Here is a 19,211-nt window from a genome sequence, read left to right as displayed (position 1 = left end):
CGATGGACTTCTTCGAGCGCCAGCGCCAGGTCAAGCGGATGTCGTTCCGCCTGGTCCTGCTCTACGTGCTGGCCGTGCTCGCCATCGTGGCGGTCGTCTGCCTCGCGGTCGCGTGGGCGCTGGGCGCGTTCGAGGCTCCGGCCGCCGAACTGGCCTGGCTGATGTTCTGGACCGCGGTGCTGACCGGCGGCTCGATCCTGCTGGCGTCGCTGTTCCGCACCATCGGGCTGCGCGCCGGCGGCGGCAAGGTGGCCCGCGACCTCGGCGGGGTGCTGGTCCCCGAGGACACCACCGACCTGCGGCTGCGTCGGCTGCGCAACGTGGTCGAGGAGGTCGCGCTGGCCTCCGGCGTGCCGGTGCCCGAGGTGTACGTGCTGGAGGACGAGCCCGGCATCAACGCGTTCGCGGCGGGCTGGTCCCCGGCGGACGCGGCGATCGCGGTGACCCGCGGCGCGCTGGACCGGCTCAACCGCGACGAGCTGCAGGGCGTCATCGCGCACGAGTTCAGCCACGTGCTCAACGGTGACATGCGGATCAACATCCGGCTGATCGGGCTGCTGTTCGGCATCCTGTTCCTGGCCATCGTGGGCCGCACCTTCCTGTACGCGGGCGCCTTCGGCGGCGGCCGCGACCGGCGCGACAACCAGGGCAGCAACCCGCTGCCGCTGATCGGCATCGCGCTGATCGTGGCCGGGTCGATCGGCGTGTTCGCGGGACGGCTGATCCAGGCCTCGGTGTCGCGGCAGCGGGAGTACCTGGCCGACGCGTCGGCGGTGCAGTTCACCCGGCAGACCTCCGGCATCGCCGGGGCACTGAAGAAGATCGGCGGCCTGGAGACCGGGTCCCGGCTGTCCACTCCGAAGATCGACGAGGTCGGCCACATGCTGTTCGGCGAGGCCCGGCTGCGTTCGCTGTTCGCCACCCACCCGCCGCTGGCCGACCGCATCCGGGCCCTGGAACCGGGCTTCGACCCGGCGCAGCTCGACGCGCTCGCGCAGAAGTGGCGTGCCGCGCCGCCCTCGGGGCTGGCCGAGGACGCCGCGATGGGCCTGTCCCTGGCCGAGCAGGGCGGTCCGCTGCCGGATCAGGACACCCGGATGGCGGTACGCCCCGACGCGGTAGCCGCCTCCGTGGGCGCGCCGCAGCAGCCCGCGTACCAGCGGGCGGAGTCCATCCTGGAGCGCTTCCCGCCCGAGATCCTGGCCCGCGCCCGGCGCGGCGACACCGCGCCGTCCCTGGTGTTCGGCCTGCTGCTGTCGGAGCAGCCGGAGGTCGCCGACAGCCAGCTCGCGGCGCTGCGTGAACGGCATGGCGAGGTCGCCGTCGCGGACACCGTCGCCGCCGCGGGCCGGCTGGCCGGGCTGCACCCGCTGCTGCGGCTGCCGCTGGCCCAGCTCTGCTTCCCGGCGCTGCGCGCCCACCCGGCCGCCACCCGGCAGGACCTGCTCGGCACCATCGACACCCTGGCCAGGGCCGACGGCCGGGTCAGCGTCTTCGAGTACGCCCTGTCCCGGCTGCTGCACCGCGACCTGTACGAGGCGACCTACGACACCCCGCCCTGGCCGGTCCGCGCGCACAGCCTCACGACCTGCCGCAACGCGATCGCCTCGCTGCTCGCGGTGCTGGCCCGCGCCGGCCACCCGGACGAGGCGTCCGCCGACCGCGCGTACCACGTCGGCCTGGCGATGATCCTGCCCGGCCAGCCGATGCCGATGACCGCCCCCCAGCACGGCGTCCTAGCCCTCGACGCCGCCTGGCCCCTGCTCGACGGCCTCGCCCCTCAGGACAAGTCCCTCCTGATCCAGGCCGTCGTAGCCGTCATCTCCGAAGACGGCACCATGACCGTCACCGAACAGGAACTCACCCGCACCATCTGCGGCATGCTCCACTGCCCCCTCCCGCCTTTGACGCAAGGAAGGGCACCTTCTTGACGCTCCGCGTTGTAGAAGGTGCCCTTCCCATCGCCCATGGTCAGGCGGCCAGGAGTTTCGGCAGGTGGCGCTCCACGATGGGGAGGACCTCGTCGATGGTGATCTCGCGGCCGAGTTCGGCGCTGAGGGAGGTGACCGAGGCGTCGGTGATGCCGCAGGGCACGATCCGGTCGAACCAGGTCATGTCGGGATTGCAGTTGAGCGCGAAGCCGTGCAGGGAGACGTCGCGGGCGACCCGGATGCCGATCGCGGCGACCTTGCGGTCCGGGCCGCGCTCGTCCTCGCGCACCCATACGCCGGAGCGGTTGTTGCCCTTGATGCGCGTGGTGGCGACACCCAGCTCGGCGCAGACGTCGATGAGCATCTGCTCGGTACGCCGCACATGCGCGACCACGTCGGCCAGCCCGCCGCGCTGCTTGGGCAGCTTGATGATCGGGTAGCCGACGAGCTGCCCCGGGCCGTGCCAGGTGATCTTGCCGCCGCGGTCCACGTCCACCACCGGGGTGCCGTCGAACGGGCGCTCCCAGGGCTCGGTGAGCTTGCCGGCGGTGTACACGCTGGGATGCTCCAACAGCAGCACGGTGTCCGGCTCGGTGCCCTCGACGACACCGGCGTGCAGGCGGCGCTGCTCGTCCCAGGCGGTCAGATACTCGACGGTGCCGGCGCGGCGTACCGCGAGTGCCGGCGAGACGATGCTGGTCACGTTGCTCAGGCTACTCGCGCTCGCGTGGTCGGCCAGGGAAGGTGCTCGGCGTCACCCGTACCCGTGAATGCGGGCCCGGCTCGCGATCGGTAGGGTGTGCGCAGCCACGCTTGTGAAAACTTTCACGAATAGTGTCACGCTGTGCCAACCATGCTCCGCACGCACGGAAAGGACGCCTCGCGATGACGGCGACGCGGGAGAAGAAGGAGCTCCGGACCGCACCGGAGCAGGAGGCGGCCGCGCCGCCGCGGCCACGGCGCCGGCGCTGGCTGCTGCCCGCGCTCGGGCTCGTGGTCTGGCTGGTGCTGGGCGGGGCCATGGGCGGCTTCGCGAGCAAGACGGCCGACGTGCAGAAGAACGACAACGCCTCCTTCCTGCCGGAGAGCGCCGAGGCGACCGTCGTGCTCGACCTGAGCAAGAAGTTCGCCGGGCTCGACGTGGTGCCCGCGCAGCTGGTCTACGGCCGCGACAGCGGGCTGACCGAGGCCGACAAGGCGGCCATCGCCGAGCAGCTCGCCACGATCAAGCGAGAGCTGGGCAGCCGCCTCGCCGACGTGCCGATGCTGCCGAACTACTCCGACGACGGCAAGGCGGCCCAGGTCACCGTGCTGTTCACGGAGACCGACGCGCAGAAGAACATGGCCGACGTGACCTGGATCCGCGACCACACCGGTCTGCCCGACGGGCTGAACGCCCACGTCGGCGGCCTGGGCGGCATCCTCACCGACATGATGGAGGTCTTCGGCTCCATCGACGGCCTGCTGCTCGGCGTCACCGTCGGCATCATCGGCGTCATCCTGCTGGTCGTGTACCGCAGCCCGATCCTGCCCGTGGTCGTGCTCTTCGGTGCGGGCCTGGCGTTCGCGCTGGCCAACGGCGTGGTCTACCTGCTGGCCAAGGAGGAGATCATCACGGTCTCCGGGCAGAGCCAGGCCATCCTCGACGTGCTGGTGCTCGGCGCGGCCACCGACTACGCGATGCTGCTGGTCTCCCGGTTCCGCGAGGAGCTGCGGCACACCGAGAGCCGGTACGACGCCATGCGGGTCGCGCTGCGCGCCTCGTTCGAGCCGATCCTGGCCAGCGGCGCGACCGTGATCCTTGGCCTGCTCTGCCTGCTCGTGTCCGACCTCGCCTCCAACAAGGGCCTCGGCCCGGTCGGCGCGATCGGCATCGCCAGCAGCCTCGCCGTCTCGCTGACCCTGCTGCCGGCCGTCCTGGCCCTGCTCGGCCGGGTGGCGTTCTGGCCGGTGCGGCCGAAGTTCGGCTCCGCGCCGGTCGAGGAGAAGGGGCTCTGGGCGAAGGTGTCCGCGCTGGTCGGCCGCCGGGCCCGGCTGGTCTGGATCGGCACCGCGGTGCTGCTGCTCGCCGGTGTCGCGGGCCTGACCCGGCTGGACGCCGACGGCATCCCGCAGTCCGAGGGCTTCACCGGCCACCCCGACTCGGTCTCCGCGCAGGAGCTGACCACCGCCCACTTCCCGGGCGGCACCGGCAACCCCGCCGAGATCGTGACCCGGGCGGAGAAGCTCGACCAGGTGCTGCTCGCGGTACGCCAGACCAAGGGCGTGGCCGAGGCGGCCCCGTTCACCGGCATGCCGGTCATGCCCGTGCTCCCGCCGACCGGCGAGGGCCAGACCCCGGCACCCGGCCAGACCCCGGCACCCGGCCAGACGCCCGCCACCGGGCAGACCGGAACCACCGGCCAGGGCACGCCGCCGCCGGTCGTGGTGCCGCCGCTGCCGGAGCCGAAGATCGTCGACGGTATGGCGCGGATCGACGCGACGCTCACCGACGCCGCCGACTCCCCGGCCGCGCTGCAGACGGTCGAACGGCTGCGCGCCGCGGTGCACGCGATCGACGGCGCGGACGCCAAGGTCGGCGGGTTCAGCGCGATCAACTACGACGTGCAGCACACCTCGCAGCGCGACCGCAACGTGATCATTCCGCTGGTGCTGGGCGTCATCTTCCTGATCCTGATGGTGCTGCTGCGCTCGCTGATCGCGCCACTGCTGCTCATCGCCACGGTGGTGCTGTCCTACCTGGCCACGCTAGGCATCTCCGGTGTCGTCTTCACCGACGTGCTGGGCTTCCCCGGAGCCGACTCGTCGTACCCGCTGTTCGCGTTCGTGTTCCTGGTGGCGCTGGGTGTCGACTACAACATCTTCCTGATGACCCGGGTCCGGGAGGAGGCCGCCAAGCTCGGTCACACGCCCGGCACCCTCAAGGGCCTGGCGGTGACCGGCGGTGTCATCACCTCCGCGGGTGTGGTGCTCGCGGCGACGTTCGCGGCGCTGGCGGTGCTGCCGCTGGTCTTCGTGGTCGAGATCGCGTTCGCGGTGGCCTTCGGCGTCCTGCTGGACACGCTGCTGGTGCGCTCGCTGCTGGTGCCGGCGCTGACGGTCGACATCGGCCGGTTCGTCTGGTGGCCCGGCAAGCTCTGGCGGTCGAGTGGCCCCGAGAAGGTCACCGACCTGCCGTAACAGCCCCGGGGTGGGGGCGGAGCGCACCTTCGGCCGAGAACCGGCCGGAGGTGCGCTTCTGCGTTCCGGCAGCGGCGGCGGGCCGACCGGTATGTCGGTGCGTAAGGTGACGCCGTGTCGCTGACCACCATGGCACCCGCCGCCGAGAACCTGTCCGAGCCGCCCGCGCGGCGGCGTCCACCCTGGACGTCGGTCGTGGAGACGCTGCTCATCGCGGCCGGGCTGGCCCGCCTGGTCTGGGGCCAGCAGGTCGCGGTCGTGGCCGACGGCCAGGACCGGCTGCACAGTCTGAGCCTGCTGCTCGGCGAGGGACGCCTGAACAACAGCGAGTACTCCATCGTCGGCCCGCTGTTCTCCGCGCCGCTGTGGCTGCTGGGCCGAGTGGTGGCCACGCCCGAAGCCGGGATCAGGTACTTCAACCTGGTCGTCTTCGCCGCCGGGCTGATCGTGCTGGGGCTGCTGCTGCGCGGGCTGGTCCCCGGCGCGCTGATCCGCCGGTTCATGCTGATCACGGTCGCGGCGAGCATGCTCGCGCCGGACGTCGGCCACTACGGCAGCGAGACCTTCACCATGATGGGCGTCATGGTCGGCATCGTCGTCGTGGTGCGCGGGCGGCGGCGCGGGTGGGGCTGGGCGGCGGCGGTGCTCGGCGCGGTCAACACCCCCGCGACGGTGGTCGGGCTCGGTCTGGTGAGCCTCGCCGAGACCTGGCGGCATCGCCGGTTGCGGCTGCTCGTCCCGGTGGCGGCCGCCGCGGCGCTGGTGCTGCTGGAGATCCTGGCCCGCAAGGGCGGGTACGCCGGGGACCGCGGGGCCAAGGACGTCATGCCGTTCTCGGGGCGGCCCGGGTTCTCGTACCCCGTCTTCTTCGGGGTGCTGGCGATCCTGTTCGCCTTCGGCCGCGGCCTCGTCTGGTATCTGCCCGCCATGTTCCTGCCGACCCGCCGCGCCCTGGCGGACCTGGGCCCGACCGGTATCGACCTGGCCCGGATCCAGCGGCTCTGGCTGCTCTTCGTCGGCGGCCTGGTGCTGGTGTACGCCCCCTGGTGGGCCTGGTACGCCGGGATGTCCTGGGGGCCGCGCTTCTTCCTGGCCGGCATCCTGCCCGCCGCGCTGGCGCTCGCCCTGCGCCTGGGCCACCGCCAGGCCGGGCTGGGCGCGAACCTGATCACGCTGGCCGTGCTGGTGCTCTCGGTCTGGATCGGCCTGAACAGCCTGTTCTGGCACGAGCTGTGGCCGAGCGCGTGCTTCGGCACCCCGCAGTCGGTCGAGGCCCTGTGCTGGCACTCGCCCGAATACAGCTCGCTGTGGTACCCGCTGGTCTCCTGGCAGTTCACCCACCTGACCGGCGGGCAGTGGATCAGCGTCGCGTACAGCGCGATCGTGCTCGGCTGGCTCGGCACGCCCTTGGTGCGCCGCATCGCCGACCAGTTCACCGCCGCCTGGCGCGAGCGCGTCACCCCGCACCTGACCCGCGCCGCCTGGCGCTGGTAGGTCTCGGGCCCGTCGCGTGCGTCTCCCCGACGCGTCCGCTGCCCGACTGCGGTGTCGCGCGGTTCGGCGCGGTGCGGAGTCGCACCATGGTCGTTCGACTTGCCCGGCACTTGGGCGAATGGCGCTTCAAGATACGCACAGGTGCCAGGCAAGTCCGACGATCATGGCGGCGGGCCCGGCGCTGCGGGCGGCGGCCGGGCGGGCCGGCGTCAGGTGGTGGGGATTTTCCAGAGCCAGACGTCGGCGACGCGCTGGGGCGGGCCGAGCAGGTCGGTCATCACGGACTTGAGGGCGGGCTGGTACGTGGGCCAGTGCGCGCCGTGCACGTCGTCGCCGAGCACCACGATGCTCGCGTTCCAGTAGCGCAGGTCCTCGCGCAGCGCGGCCCGGTCGGCGTCGGTGACCGCGGGGGCCGCACCGGTCTTGGCGACCGTCTCCAGCAGCGTCTGGGTCGGGCGGGGGATCGGGCCGATGCGGCCGGTGCCGTTCGGGCCGCCGGGGCCGAGGAAGAAGCCCGCGGGCAGGCGGAACACGCCCTCGCCCGCCCCGGCCGCGTCGGCCAGCGCGGCGGCCTGCCAGCGCTGGCCGTCGGGCAGCAGGTCGTTGGTGATCGGCACGGGGACCACGGTGCCGCCGTCGGCGACGTACTCGCGCCACTGGCCGGAGGCGAAGAACTCCGGCACGGCGGCTCGCTCGCGGGCCAGTAGCGGGGTCGGGACCAGGGGCAGCAGCGCGACGGTGAGCCCGGCGACCCAGGCCCAGCGCGGGCCGGGCAGGGACACCTTCATGCTGCCGCCGTCGGTGCGGCTCAGCGCGGTGGCCAGCCAGGCCAGGACCAGCCCGAACACGGGCGCGACGATCAGCGCGAGCCGCGACGGCAGCGCCGCGTTGAACACCGGCAGCCCGCCGATCAGCGCCTCGGGCATCGGGATCCCGGTGAGGCTGCCCAGCCAGCGCAGCTCCGGCCCGAGCGAGAGCACGAGGAACACGCCCGCGGTGACGCCCAGCCCGAGCAGGTTGGCCCGGTGCGCCCGGTCGGTGCGCCGCCACAGCACCACCAGCCCGATGATCACCAGTAGCAGCAGCGGCAGGCCGAAGAACGAGTTCTCCTCGGTCGGGTTCGCGGCCAGGTCGCCGTTGAGGCCGACCGCTCCGGCCAGCGAGCGCTCCGGCCAGGCCGCGTACGCGGCGAGATCCTCGTTGTGGATGCGCGGGTCGAAGCCGGTGCCGTGGTAGCGCTGCGGCCCGGCGAAGTGCAGCCACAGCGGGTACGCCAGCAGCGCGCCGGCGACGATCGCCCCGCTGCCCAGCCCGGTCAGCACCGGGCGCAGCAGCGCCTTCACCTCGTCGCGCCGGGACAGCACCCAGACCAGCGTGAACACACCCAGCGCCAGCGCGGTGAAGAACAGCGCCTCGGCGGCGACGGAGAAGCAGACCGCGATGAGCAGGCCCAGCAGCGCCCCGTCGCGCACCGGCTTGTCCCGGCGCACCAGCAGCAGGCAGCGCGCGATGATCAGCGGGATTACCCACTGCGCGGTCCAGTTCAGGTGGGCGTTCGCGTGGGAGATCATCGCCGGGGCGAAGCCGCAGAACAGGCCGCCGACGGCCGCGCCGATCCGGTTCGCGCCCAGGTGCCGGGAGAACAGCCAGTACCAGGCGAAGGCGGTGCCGGCCAGGTTCAGGGTGAGGATGACCAGGAAGGTCAGTGCCGGACCGGCCAGGATGGTCAGCGGGGCGAAGACGAAGGCGTACACCGAGATCGAGGTGTTGACCGCCAGGTTCACCCCGTCGGGCACGTTGAGCAGGTGGGTGAAGAGCGGGTCGGCGCCGTGGGTGAGCGCGTACGCGCCGTAGGACAGCAGCCACTCGAAGAACGCCTGGTCACCGGAGTTGACGCCGCTGGCGCGGTGGGCCGGGTCGGACCAGAGCGCGCCGGTCACCCATACCGCGAGCACCAGGGCGGTGGCGGCGACCAGCAGGTCGGCGCGGCGGCGGCGGATTCGCACGGCGGCCGTCGCCTGCTCCGGCGTGTCCACGACCGGGTCGTCGGCGGGGCTCAGCGGGGCGGCAGGCGAGGCGATCGACACTCGGCGCAGTTTATCAGCGCGTCCGCCCCGCTCCACCGGCCGCCGGACCGCGTCACACTGCCCGCCCGCCCGCCCTCCGTCCAAGATCGCTCGACTTGCCAGGCAACTGGGCGAATGGCGCTTCAAGATACGCACGGGTGCCTGGCAATTCGGACGATCAAGGCGGCGGGCCGGTCACGGGGCGACACGCGCGGGATACGCGGGGTGATTGACCGGCCTATTGAAAATGACTATCAATAGCAGTATGAAGATGGCATTCGTCGGCAAGGGCGGTAGCGGTAAGACCACCCTTGCGGCGCTGGTGGCCAGGCATCTCGCGGCGGCTACGACGCCCGCGGCCCTGCTGGCCATCGACGCCGACATCAATCAGCACCTGGCGACGGCGCTCGGGATCAGCGAGGACGAGGCCGTCCTGCTCCCGTCGCTCGGTGATCACCTGGACAAGATCAAGGACTACCTGCGCGGCGACAACCCGCGGATCTCCTCGGCGGCCGCCATGGTCAAGACCACCCCGCCGGGGGAGGGCTCCCGGCTGCTGCGGGTGGGCGGCAGCAACCCGATCTACGACGCGCTGGTGCGCCCGGTCGGCGGGGTGCGGCTGGCCGTGACCGGGCCGTTCGCCACCGAGGACCTGGGCGTGGCCTGCTACCACTCCAAGGTCGGCGCGGTCGAGCTGCTGCTCAACCACCTGGTCGACGGGCCGGGGGAGTACGTCGTGGTGGACATGACGGCCGGCGCGGACAGCTTCGCCTCGGGCCTGTTCACCCGGTTCGACGCCACCTTCCTGGTGTGCGAGCCGACCCTGCGCAGCGTGGGGGTGTACCGGCAGTACATCGGCTACGCCCGCGACTTCGGGGTGCGGGTGCACGTGATCGGCAACAAGATCGACGACGACTCGGACGTCGCGTTCCTGCGTGAGCACGTCGGCGACGACCTGCTCACCTGGATCAGCCGATCTCGATTCGTGCGCGCCGCCGAGCGCGGCGCCCCGCAGCCGATCAACGAGCTGGAGCAGGCCAATCGCGCCGCCCTGGACAGAATCAGGTCCACTGTGGATGGTGTGAGGAAGGACTGGCCGCGCTACACGGCCCAGGCCGTCGAGTTCCACCTGCGCAACGCGCAGGCCTGGGGCAACGCCCGCAGCGGCGAGGACCTCGCCGCCCAGGTCGACCCCGCGTTCGTGCTCGGGCCGCAGCGGCTCGAGCTGGCACGACACCACTGACGGCCCTGCCGTCCCCACCGAGAAGGAGAACACCATGTCCCTGGACGTCCCCGTGGCGCTGCTGGAGCGGGCCGAGGCCGGGCAGGTCGACGACGCCGAGTTCGTCGACTGCGTGCGGCAGTCGCTGCCGTACGCCTGGACCGTGGTCAGCGCCGCCGCCCAGCGCCTGGCCGACGAGCCCGGCGCGGAGTTCGGCGAGCACGGCACGCCGCCGCCGAGCGAGGCCGAGCGCGGCGAGCTGCTGCGCGCCCTGGCCAGCGACGCGATCCGGGGTGGCCTGGAGCGCCACTTCGGCATCAAGCTCGCCTTCCAGAACTGCCACCGCGTCGCCGCGTTCTCCCTCGCCGCCGTCGGCGGCGACACCTACCAGGACTTCATCTCCCCGGTAGCCCAGCTCCGCAACCAGTCCCCCGAACTCCGCGACTGCTGAGTCTGAGGGAAAGGAAGGGCACCTTCTTAACGCTTCGCGTTGAAGAAGGTGCCCTTCTTAACGCCTAAGCGCCCGTGGGCTGGGCGGATTCGATCGGCAAACGGAGCGAACGTGGACATCTTCCTGACCAGCGCCTTCGGCCCGGCCGTGGCGGTGGCCCACGCGCGTGCGGCCGAGCAGGCCGGAACACGCGGAGTCTGGCTGGCCGAGCATCATTTCGTCGACTACGGCCAGTGCCCGTCGGCGACCGTGCTGGCCGGGCACATCCTGGCCGGCACCCGGCGCATCACCGTCGGCACCGCCGCCTGCGTGCTCGGCTCGCGGCACCCCGTCGCGCTCGGCGAGGAGGCGGCCCTGCTGCACACGCTGGCCGGGGACCGGTTCCAGCTCGGCGTGGCCCGCGGCGGCCCCTGGCAGGAGATCGAGATCCTCGGGCGCGGCCTCGACCACTACCGCCGCGGTTTCGCCGAGTCCCTCGACGTGCTGCTGCGCTGGCTGTCCGGCGCGCCGGAGGTGCGGGCCCGCGGGGAGTTCCACCGTTTCGGGCCGCTGGCCGTGGTGCCGCGCCCCGCGACACCCGTGCCGGTGCGGGTCGCGGTGACCTCGGGTGAGACGGCTGAGCTGGCCGGACGGCACGGGCTGCCGCTGCTGCTCGGCGTGCACGCCGACGACGCCGAGGTGGCCGCGCTGGTCGACCGGTGGGCGCAGGCCGCGTCCGAGCACGGGCACGACCCGGCCGCCGCGGAGCACGCGCGGGTGCGGCTGGCGTACCCCTGCCCGACCCGCGCCGACGGCGAGCGCGAGCTGCGCGCGAACCTGCCCCGCTGGCTCGCCGGAATCCGCGCCGCGGTCCCGGTCGGCGGCGCGCCACCGGCCCGCGACCTGGACGCCCATGTCGCCCACCTGCTGCGCATCCAGCCCGTCGGCCCGCCCGGCGAGGTCGCCGCCGCGCTGGCGCACAGCGCCGAGACCACGGGGGTACGCCGCCAGCTGTGCATGGTCGAGGCGGCGGGCTCACCCGAGGCCACCTCGGATCTCATCGCGACGCTGGCGGCGCTGCCGACAGCCTGGCGGGTCGGGCAGGCGTCGGACCGGGGCGCGGCTCTCGCGAATTCCTGAGCACATCCGGCCGGTCGATCGCCGTGCCGCAGGGCACGCGTGCCGGCCGCCGCCTCTGCGCGGGTGTGGCCGCCGAGCGGCCCGGTTGGCGGGCCGGTCCGCCGCGACGCCATAGCGGGGCGGGGCAATGTGTGTTTCGGGGACATGTCGGGAGTGTTGCCGCGGACCGTAGCGTGCGGCCACAGGGGAGTGACACGGATCACTATCGAGGAGCCCGCCATGCCCAGACCCTCCGCCCCGCGGTTGCTCCGCGCGGCGCTCGCCGTCCTGACCGGACTCGCCGGGGTGGCCGTCGCGGCCGCCCCCGCCCAGGCCGCGACGCTGACCCAGGTCAGCTCGTTCGGCAGCAACCCCGGCAACCTGACCATGTACAGCTACCGCCCCGACAACCTGCCCGCGGGCCGCCCCGTGGTGGTGCTGCTGCACGGGTGCACCCAGAACGCCTCCGGCTACTTCACCAACTCGGGCTGGCGCAAGTACGCCGACCTGTGGGGCTTCGGCCTCGTCGTGGCCGAGCAGAAGTCGGCCAACAACTCGCTGAGCTGCTTCAACTGGTTCCAGGCCGGTGACATCGCGCGCGGGCAGGGCGAGGCGCTGTCGGTCAAGCAGATGGTCGACCACGCGGTCGCCAACCTCGGCGCGGACGCGAGCCGCGTGTACGTGTCCGGCCTGTCCGCGGGCGGTGCGATGAGCGCGGTGATGCTCGCGACCTACCCGGACGTGTTCAAGGCCGGCTCGGTGGTCGCGGGTATCCCGTACAACTGCGGCACCGCCTGCCAGTCCGCCGCCCAGAGCAAGACCCCGCAGCAGTGGGGCAACCTGGTCCGCAACGCCTACAGCGGCTACGCCGGCCCGTGGCCGAGGGTCGCGATCTGGCAGGGGCAGTCGGACTCGACCGTGGTGCCCGCCAACGGCACCGAGCTGATGACCCAGTGGACCAACGTGCACGGCGTATCGCAGACCCCCACCGGCACGACGAGCCTGCCCGCGAGCACGACGCTGGAGACGTACGGCAGTGACGTGGTGCGGCTCTACAAGATCGCGGGCATGGGCCACGGCACCCCGGTCGATCCCGGCAGCGGCACCGACCAGTGCGGCACCGCGACGTCGTACTTCCTCGACACCATCTGCTCGGCGTACCGCGACGCGGTGTACTTCGGCCTCGACAGCACCGTGAGCACGCCGCCGGGCGCGCCCACCGGCCTGGCCGTCACCGGCACCACGAACGTCAGCGTCTCGCTGTCCTGGACGGCGGTCTCCGGCGCGACCGGCTACCACGTCTACCGGGGCGGCACGAAGGTCACGGCGTCGCCGGTCACGGGTACGTCCTACACCGACGGCGGCCTGATCGCGTCCACCACCTACAGCTACACCGTGCGCGCCGTGAACGCGGCGGGCGAGGGAAGCGCGTCCGGCGCGGTCTCGGCGACGACCGCGGCCACTCCGCCGCCCGGCCCCGCCGCGCCCACCGGTCTCACCGTCACCGCGGTCACCGACACCAGCGTCTCGCTGTCCTGGACGGCGGTCTCCGGCACGACCGGCTACCACGTGTACCGCGGCGGCGTGAAGGTCACGTCGTCCCCGGTCGGCGCGACGTCGTACACGAACACGGGTCTGGCGGCGTCCACCGCGTACAGCTACACGGTCAGCGCGGTGAACTCGGCCGGGGTCGAGGGGGCGCAGTCGGCGGCCGTGCCGGCGACCACGGCCGCGACGGCGGCCTGCTTCACCGCCAGCAACTACGCGCAGGTCGCGGCGGGGCGGGCGTACCACTCGCTCGGCTACACCTACGCCAACGGCTCGAACCAGAACATGGGCCTCTACAACACCTTCTACACCCACACCCTCAAGCAGACCGGCCCCAACCACTACGTCATCGCCGACGGCCAGTGCTGACCCCTTGACCTGACTCGCCGACCGGGGGCGCCCGCCGCCCCACCCGTCATCGACGTTGGCCTATCTCATCGAAAATCCGTGCCCTGGATTCGATGTGATAGGCCAACGTCGATGAAAATCGGCGGGCTAGGCGGGGATGGGGTCGGTGAGGGCGGCGTGCAGGGCCTGGGTGACGGTGCGGTGGCGGAACGGGAAGCCGGCCGCGGTCAGCGCCCCGGGCATGGCCCGCAGGCTGCGGTACGCCTCGTTGCCGAACTCGCCGTAGAGGATCTTCAGGGCGGCCTTGGGGATCGGCATCACCGTGGGACGGTGCAGCTCCGCGCCGAACGCCTTGGTGAACTGGGCGTTGGTGACCGGGGCCGGGCCGACCATGTTCACCGGGCCCTCGACCTGGTCGTTGTCCAGGATGAACTGCGTCGCGGCCAGCCAGTCGAACAGCGAGATCCACGGTACCCACTGCCGCCCGTTGCCCAGCCGGCCGCCGATGCCCATCTTGAACGGCACCAGCTGCGCCTTGAGGAAGCCGCCGTCGCGGTGCAGCGGGTAGCCGGTGCGCAGCAGCGACACCCGGGCCCCCGCGGCCGCGGCGGGCGCGGTGGCCTGCTCCCAGTGCTTGGAGACCCCGGCCAGGAAATCGTCGCCGGCCGGGGACAGCTCGGTCACCTCGCGGTCGCCGGTGTCGCCGTAGTAGCCCACCCCGGAGGCGTTGACCAGGATCGGGACGCGCTGCGCGGCGACCGCGCGGGCCAGCGTCGCGGTCGGCACGACCCGGCTGGACAGGATCAGCGCCTGGTAGTCCTCGGTCCAGCGGCGGTCGCTCACGCCGACCCCGCACAGGTTCACCACCGCGTCGGTGCCCTCGGGCAGCCGGATCGGCTCGGCCGGGTCCCACTGCCGCTCCGAGGCGTCCGCCGCGGGACGTCGTACGAGCTGGACGACTTCGTGACCCGACGAGCGCAGGGTCGACACCAGGGGCTGGCCCAGGAAGCCCGAGGCTCCCGCCACCACGATCCGCATACGACAATCATGCCCGATGGCGGCACGGGCTCAGCGTGCCGACACCGCCTGGCGCAACTCCTCGAAGCGGCTCGCCAGCTCGGCGTCGATGCGGGCGTTCTGCTCGGCGGGCAGCTCGACCAGCGCGGACCGCGGCGGGAAGCTCTGGTGCGCCTCCAGTAACCGCGCCCGCAGGCCGCTCGGCGGATGCGAGGCGAACAGCGAGGCCTCCTCGCGCACCGACAGCTGGCGCAGCCGGGTGCGCCGGGGCGCGGCCTGCTCGCGTACGTGCTCGGCGCTGGACAGCCACACCGACGGGCCGGCGCCCATCCGGGCCGAGCGGCCAAGCGGCTCCAGCACCTCGTGCAGCACCACCATGCCGTCGGCCAGGTCCCGCGCGGCCACGTCGCCCGCCACCCGCGCGGAGATCCGGTCGGCGAGGTACTCCGCCTGGTGGCCGCCGCGGGCCGCGGCGACGTGCATGGCGAACTCCAGCAGCCCCACCGCCCAGCTGAGCGCGCCGGTGAAGACCCGGATGATCAGGCCGCCGGGACCGGCCAGCGCCATCGAGGCGTACGACGGCCGCAGCACCTCGATCAGCCGGGTCACCAGCGTCATCGCGGGCGCCACCAGGTAGGCCCGCCGCTGGTCGCCGTTGACGAAATGCCCCATCTCGTGGCCGAGCAGCGCCACCCGCTGCTGCGCCGGCAGCACCGCCCACATGGGCAGGCCGAGCAGCATGACCCGGCGACGCCGGAACAGCCCGATCTCGGCCGTGCCCGCGTTCATGTCGTACGTCAGCGCGACGACGTCCGGCGGCGCGGTGCCCACCGCCGCGGCGACCCGGTCGATCAGCTCGTGCAGAGCCGGGTAGCGCTCCCGGGTGGCCACGGGCAGCTCGTCGTCGATCCGGCCGAAGCGCGGGCGCAGGCCGTACGCCAGCGCGAGGCACAGCACGCCGACCATCAGCCAGCCGTCGGCCTGCGTGAACACCAGCCGGACACCGGTGAACAGCAGCAGCGCCCAACCCGCCAGCAGGGCGGCCGACACCGCCTGCAACGCCAGCCAGGTCGCCCGGCGCGGGCGGTGCACCCCGTCGCGCGCCCAGACGGCGAAGTCGCGCGCCGACCGGCGCAGCGCCCAGCGGAAGGTGAGCCGGTCGATCCAGCGCGCTCCGGGGCCGCGGCGCTGCCGGTCGAACGCGTCGAGGTTCCACTCGCACGACTCGCACCACGGCAGCGCGTCCCGCTCGGACACCAGCGGCTGCCCGCACGCCCCGCACGGCGCACCCGGGGCCAGACTAGGTCTCTTCCGCACCGGCGCATTCTGCCCCGCCACCGCCGATCCCGCCGCCCCGCCCTCGTTGATCATGAACTTATGGCACGGCTCGACGGCGTGTCACCGGCCTAACTTCATGATCGACGAGGAAGGCGGTCCGCTCGGCGGCGGCGCCACAGGTGTCCGGACAGGATCAGGGCGGACAGCGCCGCCTGCGCCGCCACAGCCGGGCCGGGGGCGGCGGCCGGGCCGGTCAGGGCCAGCAGCAGCGGGAGCAGGCCCGGCACGGCCACGTCCAGCCCGGACAGGCTCCAGGTCAGCCAGCCGAGCGGAATCCGGGAACCGGTCATCGGCATCACCACGGGCGCGGACGCGTGGTCGATGTGGCCGCGGCGGGCCATCCGCAACGCGGCGACCGCCGGCACCCCGGCCGCGGCCGGGCCGAGCCACACCCAGCCTTCGTTCGGCAGCACCCCGGCCAACTCCAGCAGGCCCAGCGCGCCGGTGAGCCAGGCCCCGGCGAGCAGCGCGGGCAGCGCCAGCCGAGCCGCGTCGGTCGGCAGCTCGGCGACACCGAACAGGCGGCGCAGGGCGGGGCTGCCGGTCTCGCGGCGTACGCCGCCCGCTCCGGCGCTCGCCGCGGCCAGACCGAGGACCAGCACGGCGACGGCGAACAGCAACGGGCGGTCCGGCCACACGGTGGCCAGCAGGACGGGCACCAGCGTGCTCAGCGTGAGCGCGGCGAGCCGGGCCGGGCGGCGGCGCAGTCCGCGCCAGTCCAGCCAGGCCAGCACCAGCGGGCCCGGCCAGGCGGGCCACGACACCGACGGCGGCCGGCGTTCACGCCAGTACGCGTTCTCCGCCACGCGGGACAGGAACGATGGCTCCAGCGCGACCACCGCGTCACCCGCGGCGCTCAGCCGGGTCGCCGCGTCCAGCACCGGCCGGGCCGGGAACCTCGTGAGCCCGCGCCACACCGCGACCGCTGTCACCAGCGCGCAGAGCGCACCGGCCCCGGCCACGGAGAGCGCCGCCGAGAGCGGGACGGCGGGCAGCGGGCGCACCGAGCCACCGGCCGCGGCCACCGTCGCGCCGCTGAGCAGGGCGAGCACCGCCGTTGCGCCCGCGATCCGGCGCAACCACGGCGCGGCCCGCTCGGACCGTTGCACCAGTGCGGCCAGGCCGACGCCGGTCAGCGCGTACGAGCCGCCCGAAACGCCGGCCGCGGCCAGCCGCAGCGCACCGTGATCGGGAATGCCGAGCAGTGTCAGCGTCCCGCCGCCGAGCACCACGCCGACGACCAGCGCGGCCGCGGCGGCTCGCAGCACGGCGGGGGTGAGCACCGCGCGCCGGTCCAGCGGCGACAGCAGCAGCCAGCGCGCGTCCGCTGGGGTGAGCAGCACCGGGCCCGCGACGGCGGCGACCTGCACCAGCCCGGCCAGGACTGCCGTCACGAGGGCGAGCCCGACCGCCGAGGTCACCGGCGGGGCGGGCGGGAGCGGCGTCGACAGGTCGCTCAGCAGGCGCTGGAACGGGCCGAACAGCAGCGCGCCGCCGACGCCGAAGCCGGCGAAGGGCAGGTAGCGATCGGACCAGTGCCGGTTGGCGGGCCGCCGGCCGGGGGAGCGGAGCAACGCCCGCGCGGCGCGGGCCGTGGCAGGGCCGCTCGCCGACGTGCCGGTGGTGTTGTCGGCCTGGTGCGGGATCGCCCGGGTGGTGGTCATGCGGCCGAGGAGCCGGGCCGGGCGGTGGTCAGGCGGCCACCGGGCCGGGCGGTGCGGGCGGTCATGCGGGCACCGGGCCGGGCTGGATGAGCCGGCCGTCGCGCATGCGCAGGCTGGTCGCGTCCATGGCGGTGACGAGGGCCGCGTCGTGGGTGGCCAGCACGACGGTGCCACCGGCGTCGGCGTACGACCGGATCATCGCGGCCAGGCGGTCGCGGAACCCGGCGTCGAGCTTCTGCTCGGGCTCGTCGAGTAGCAGCAGGCGGCTGGGACGCGCCATCGTCGCGGCGAGCGCCAGCCGCTGGCGCTGCCCGGACGACAGCGTCAGCGGGCTCGCCCCGGCGCGGGGGGTGAGCTCGAACTCGTCGAGTGTGCGGTCGACGGGCGCGGCCCCGTTGTGGGTCAGCGCGACCAGTTCGAGGTGCTCACGCACGGTCAGGCCGGGATACCAGGCGGGCTCCTCGGCCAGCAGGCCGACCTGGCGCCAGAACGCGGGATCGGCGGAGGGGGCCGCGCCCAGCACTTCGACCTCGCCGCCGCCGGGGTGCAGCAGCCCGCTCAGGCAGCGCAGCAGGGTGGACTTGCCGCAGCCGTTCACCCCCTGCACGGCCACGATCTGGCCGGCGTCGGCGGTGAGGTGCACGCGGTCCAGCACGGTGCCGCCACCGAGCTCCACCGACAGGTCACGGGTGACGACGACGGGCATCTCGCCACAGTAGCGACTCCGTCCAGCAGGGATGGTCGCAAGCGAAAGGGCGGCCGGCTCGCGCCGACCGCCCTTCACGCATTCGTCAAACCAGGCTCACAGGCCCAGTTCGCCCTCGAAGTTGCCCGTCTCCAGGCGCTCCTTGACCGTGCCCAGGAAACGCGCGGCGTCGGAGCCGTCGACCAGGCGGTGGTCGTAGGACAGGGCCAGGTAGACCATGTACCGCGGCACGATCAGCTCGCCCAGCGCCGGGTCGTCGACGACCACGGCCCGCTTGACGACCGCGCCGGTGCCGAGGATGGCGACCTGCGGCTGGTTGATGATCGGCGTGTCGAACAGGGCGCCCCGGCTGCCGGTGTTGGTCAGCGTGAAGGTGCCGCCCGACAGCTCGTCCGGCAGGATCTTGTTGGAGCGGGTGCGCTCGGCCACGTCGGCGATCCGGCGGGCCAGGCCCGCCAGGTTCAGGTCGCCGGCGTTGCGGATCACCGGGACGATGAGGCCCTTGTCGGTGTCCACGGCCATGCCCAGGTGCTCGGCGTCGTGGTAGGTGACCGTGCCGGCCTCCAGGTCCATCGACGCGTTCACGTTCGGGTGCACCCGCAGCGCCTCGACCGCCGCCAGCGCGAAGAACGGCAGGAAGGACAGCTTCACGCCGTTCTTGGCGAGGAAGTCGCCCTTGGCCTGCTGGCGCAGCTTCGCGATCTTGGTGACGTCGACCTCGACCACGGTGGTGAGCTGCGCCGAGACCTGCAGCGACTCCACCATGCGCTTGGCGATGGTGGTACGCAGTCGCGACAGCTTCTCGGTGCGGCCCCGCAGCGGGCTCGGCGCGGCCTTGGCGGCCGGAGTCGGCGCGGCGGCCGCGGGGGCGGCAGCGGCCGGAGCCGCGGCCGGAGCCTTGGCCTTCTCCGCCGCGTCCAGCACATCCTGCTTGCGGATGCGGCCGCCGACACCGGTGCCGCTGACCTTGCCCAGGTCCACGCCGTGCTCGGCGGCGAGCTTGCGGACCAGCGGCGTGACGTAGCCGTCCGCGCCGTTGACCGCCTCGGCGGCCGGAGCCGCCTGCGCCGGAGCAGCCGGGGCCGGGGCCGCGGGAGCCGCCGGGGCGGCGGCCACGGGAGCCGGCGCGGCGGGCGCGGCCGGAGCCG

The 19,211-nt window shown here is 73.3% G+C and carries 14 protein-coding genes; 7 read left to right on the top strand and 7 right to left on the bottom strand.

The genetic code is table 11. The features are described from left to right. Window positions 1-2 precede the first annotated feature (2 nt). Complete coding sequence (locus AB0B66_RS41285) at window positions 3-1,931, top strand: M48 family metallopeptidase (protein WP_360540675.1); 1,929 nt, start codon at window positions 3-5, stop codon at window positions 1,929-1,931. A 40-nt stretch (window positions 1,932-1,971) separates the two neighbouring features. Here AB0B66_RS41285 and lipB read toward each other — a convergent pair whose 3' ends face one another. Further along, window positions 1,972-2,634: a lipoyl(octanoyl) transferase LipB gene (gene lipB / locus AB0B66_RS41280; RefSeq protein WP_360540673.1), complete on the bottom strand. Its 663-nt coding sequence runs from the start codon at window positions 2,632-2,634 to the stop codon at window positions 1,972-1,974. Window positions 2,635-2,951: 317 nt separating this feature from the next. On the opposite strand from lipB, the gene AB0B66_RS41275 reads away from it, so the two are divergent. Both AB0B66_RS41275 and AB0B66_RS41270 read left to right on the top strand, forming a co-directional pair. Next, a complete protein-coding gene (locus AB0B66_RS41275; RefSeq protein WP_360540709.1) occupies window positions 2,952-5,111 on the top strand; it encodes an MMPL family transporter in 2,160 nt (719 codons plus the stop codon). Between the two features lie 114 nt (window positions 5,112-5,225). Further along, entirely contained in the window at window positions 5,226-6,605 is a 1,380-nt protein-coding gene (locus AB0B66_RS41270) for a hypothetical protein (RefSeq protein ID WP_360540671.1), read from the top strand. 209 nt (window positions 6,606-6,814) lie between these two features. Here the strand turns inward: AB0B66_RS41270 and AB0B66_RS41265 are convergent, their stop codons facing one another. Beyond that, window positions 6,815-8,641, bottom strand: a complete 1,827-nt coding sequence (locus tag AB0B66_RS41265; protein ID WP_360540707.1) for a DUF6541 family protein — start codon at window positions 8,639-8,641, stop codon at window positions 6,815-6,817. Window positions 8,642-8,936: 295 nt separating this feature from the next. On the opposite strand from AB0B66_RS41265, the gene AB0B66_RS41260 reads away from it, so the two are divergent. From AB0B66_RS41260 to AB0B66_RS41245, 4 genes are all read left to right on the top strand, one after another. Beyond that, entirely contained in the window at window positions 8,937-9,914 is a 978-nt protein-coding gene (locus AB0B66_RS41260; RefSeq protein WP_360540669.1) for an ATP-binding protein, read from the top strand. A gap of 34 nt (window positions 9,915-9,948) precedes the next feature. Next, on the top strand, window positions 9,949-10,344 hold the full coding sequence (locus tag AB0B66_RS41255; RefSeq protein ID WP_360540667.1) for an SCO5389 family protein: 396 nt from the start codon (window positions 9,949-9,951) through the stop codon (window positions 10,342-10,344). A gap of 111 nt (window positions 10,345-10,455) precedes the next feature. After that, window positions 10,456-11,463, top strand: coding sequence for an LLM class flavin-dependent oxidoreductase (locus AB0B66_RS41250; protein WP_360540665.1), 1,008 nt, complete (start codon window positions 10,456-10,458; stop codon window positions 11,461-11,463). A 219-nt stretch (window positions 11,464-11,682) separates the two neighbouring features. Then, on the top strand, window positions 11,683-13,359 hold the full coding sequence (locus AB0B66_RS41245) for a PHB depolymerase family esterase (RefSeq protein ID WP_360540663.1): 1,677 nt from the start codon (window positions 11,683-11,685) through the stop codon (window positions 13,357-13,359). 126 nt (window positions 13,360-13,485) lie between these two features. On the opposite strand, the gene AB0B66_RS41240 is transcribed toward AB0B66_RS41245, so the two are convergent. From AB0B66_RS41240 to sucB, 5 genes are all read right to left on the bottom strand, one after another. Then, complete coding sequence (locus tag AB0B66_RS41240; protein ID WP_360540661.1) at window positions 13,486-14,376, bottom strand: TIGR01777 family oxidoreductase; 891 nt, start codon at window positions 14,374-14,376, stop codon at window positions 13,486-13,488. A 30-nt stretch (window positions 14,377-14,406) separates the two neighbouring features. Further along, window positions 14,407-15,672 carry a M48 family metallopeptidase gene (locus AB0B66_RS41235; protein ID WP_360540659.1) on the bottom strand — a complete coding sequence of 422 codons (1,266 nt, stop codon included), beginning with the start codon at window positions 15,670-15,672 and terminating at the stop codon, window positions 14,407-14,409. A 95-nt stretch (window positions 15,673-15,767) separates the two neighbouring features. Then, entirely contained in the window at window positions 15,768-17,357 is a 1,590-nt protein-coding gene (locus AB0B66_RS41230; protein ID WP_360540657.1) for a DUF6297 family protein, read from the bottom strand. Window positions 17,358-17,418: 61 nt separating this feature from the next. After that, on the bottom strand, window positions 17,419-18,063 hold the full coding sequence (locus AB0B66_RS41225) for an ABC transporter ATP-binding protein (protein WP_360540655.1): 645 nt from the start codon (window positions 18,061-18,063) through the stop codon (window positions 17,419-17,421). 96 nt (window positions 18,064-18,159) lie between these two features. Further along, window positions 18,160-19,211: 2-oxoglutarate dehydrogenase, E2 component, dihydrolipoamide succinyltransferase (gene sucB / locus AB0B66_RS41220; protein WP_360540653.1), on the bottom strand; the 1,052-nt coding region annotated here is incomplete at its 5' end.

The sequence above is a fragment of the Catellatospora sp. NPDC049111 genome (assembly GCF_040648615.1).
GTDB classification, from domain to species: domain Bacteria; phylum Actinomycetota; class Actinomycetes; order Mycobacteriales; family Micromonosporaceae; genus Catellatospora; species Catellatospora aurea.
The sequence above is the reverse complement of the archived record's forward strand: the minus strand, read 5'-3'. Positions and strand labels throughout refer to the sequence as shown.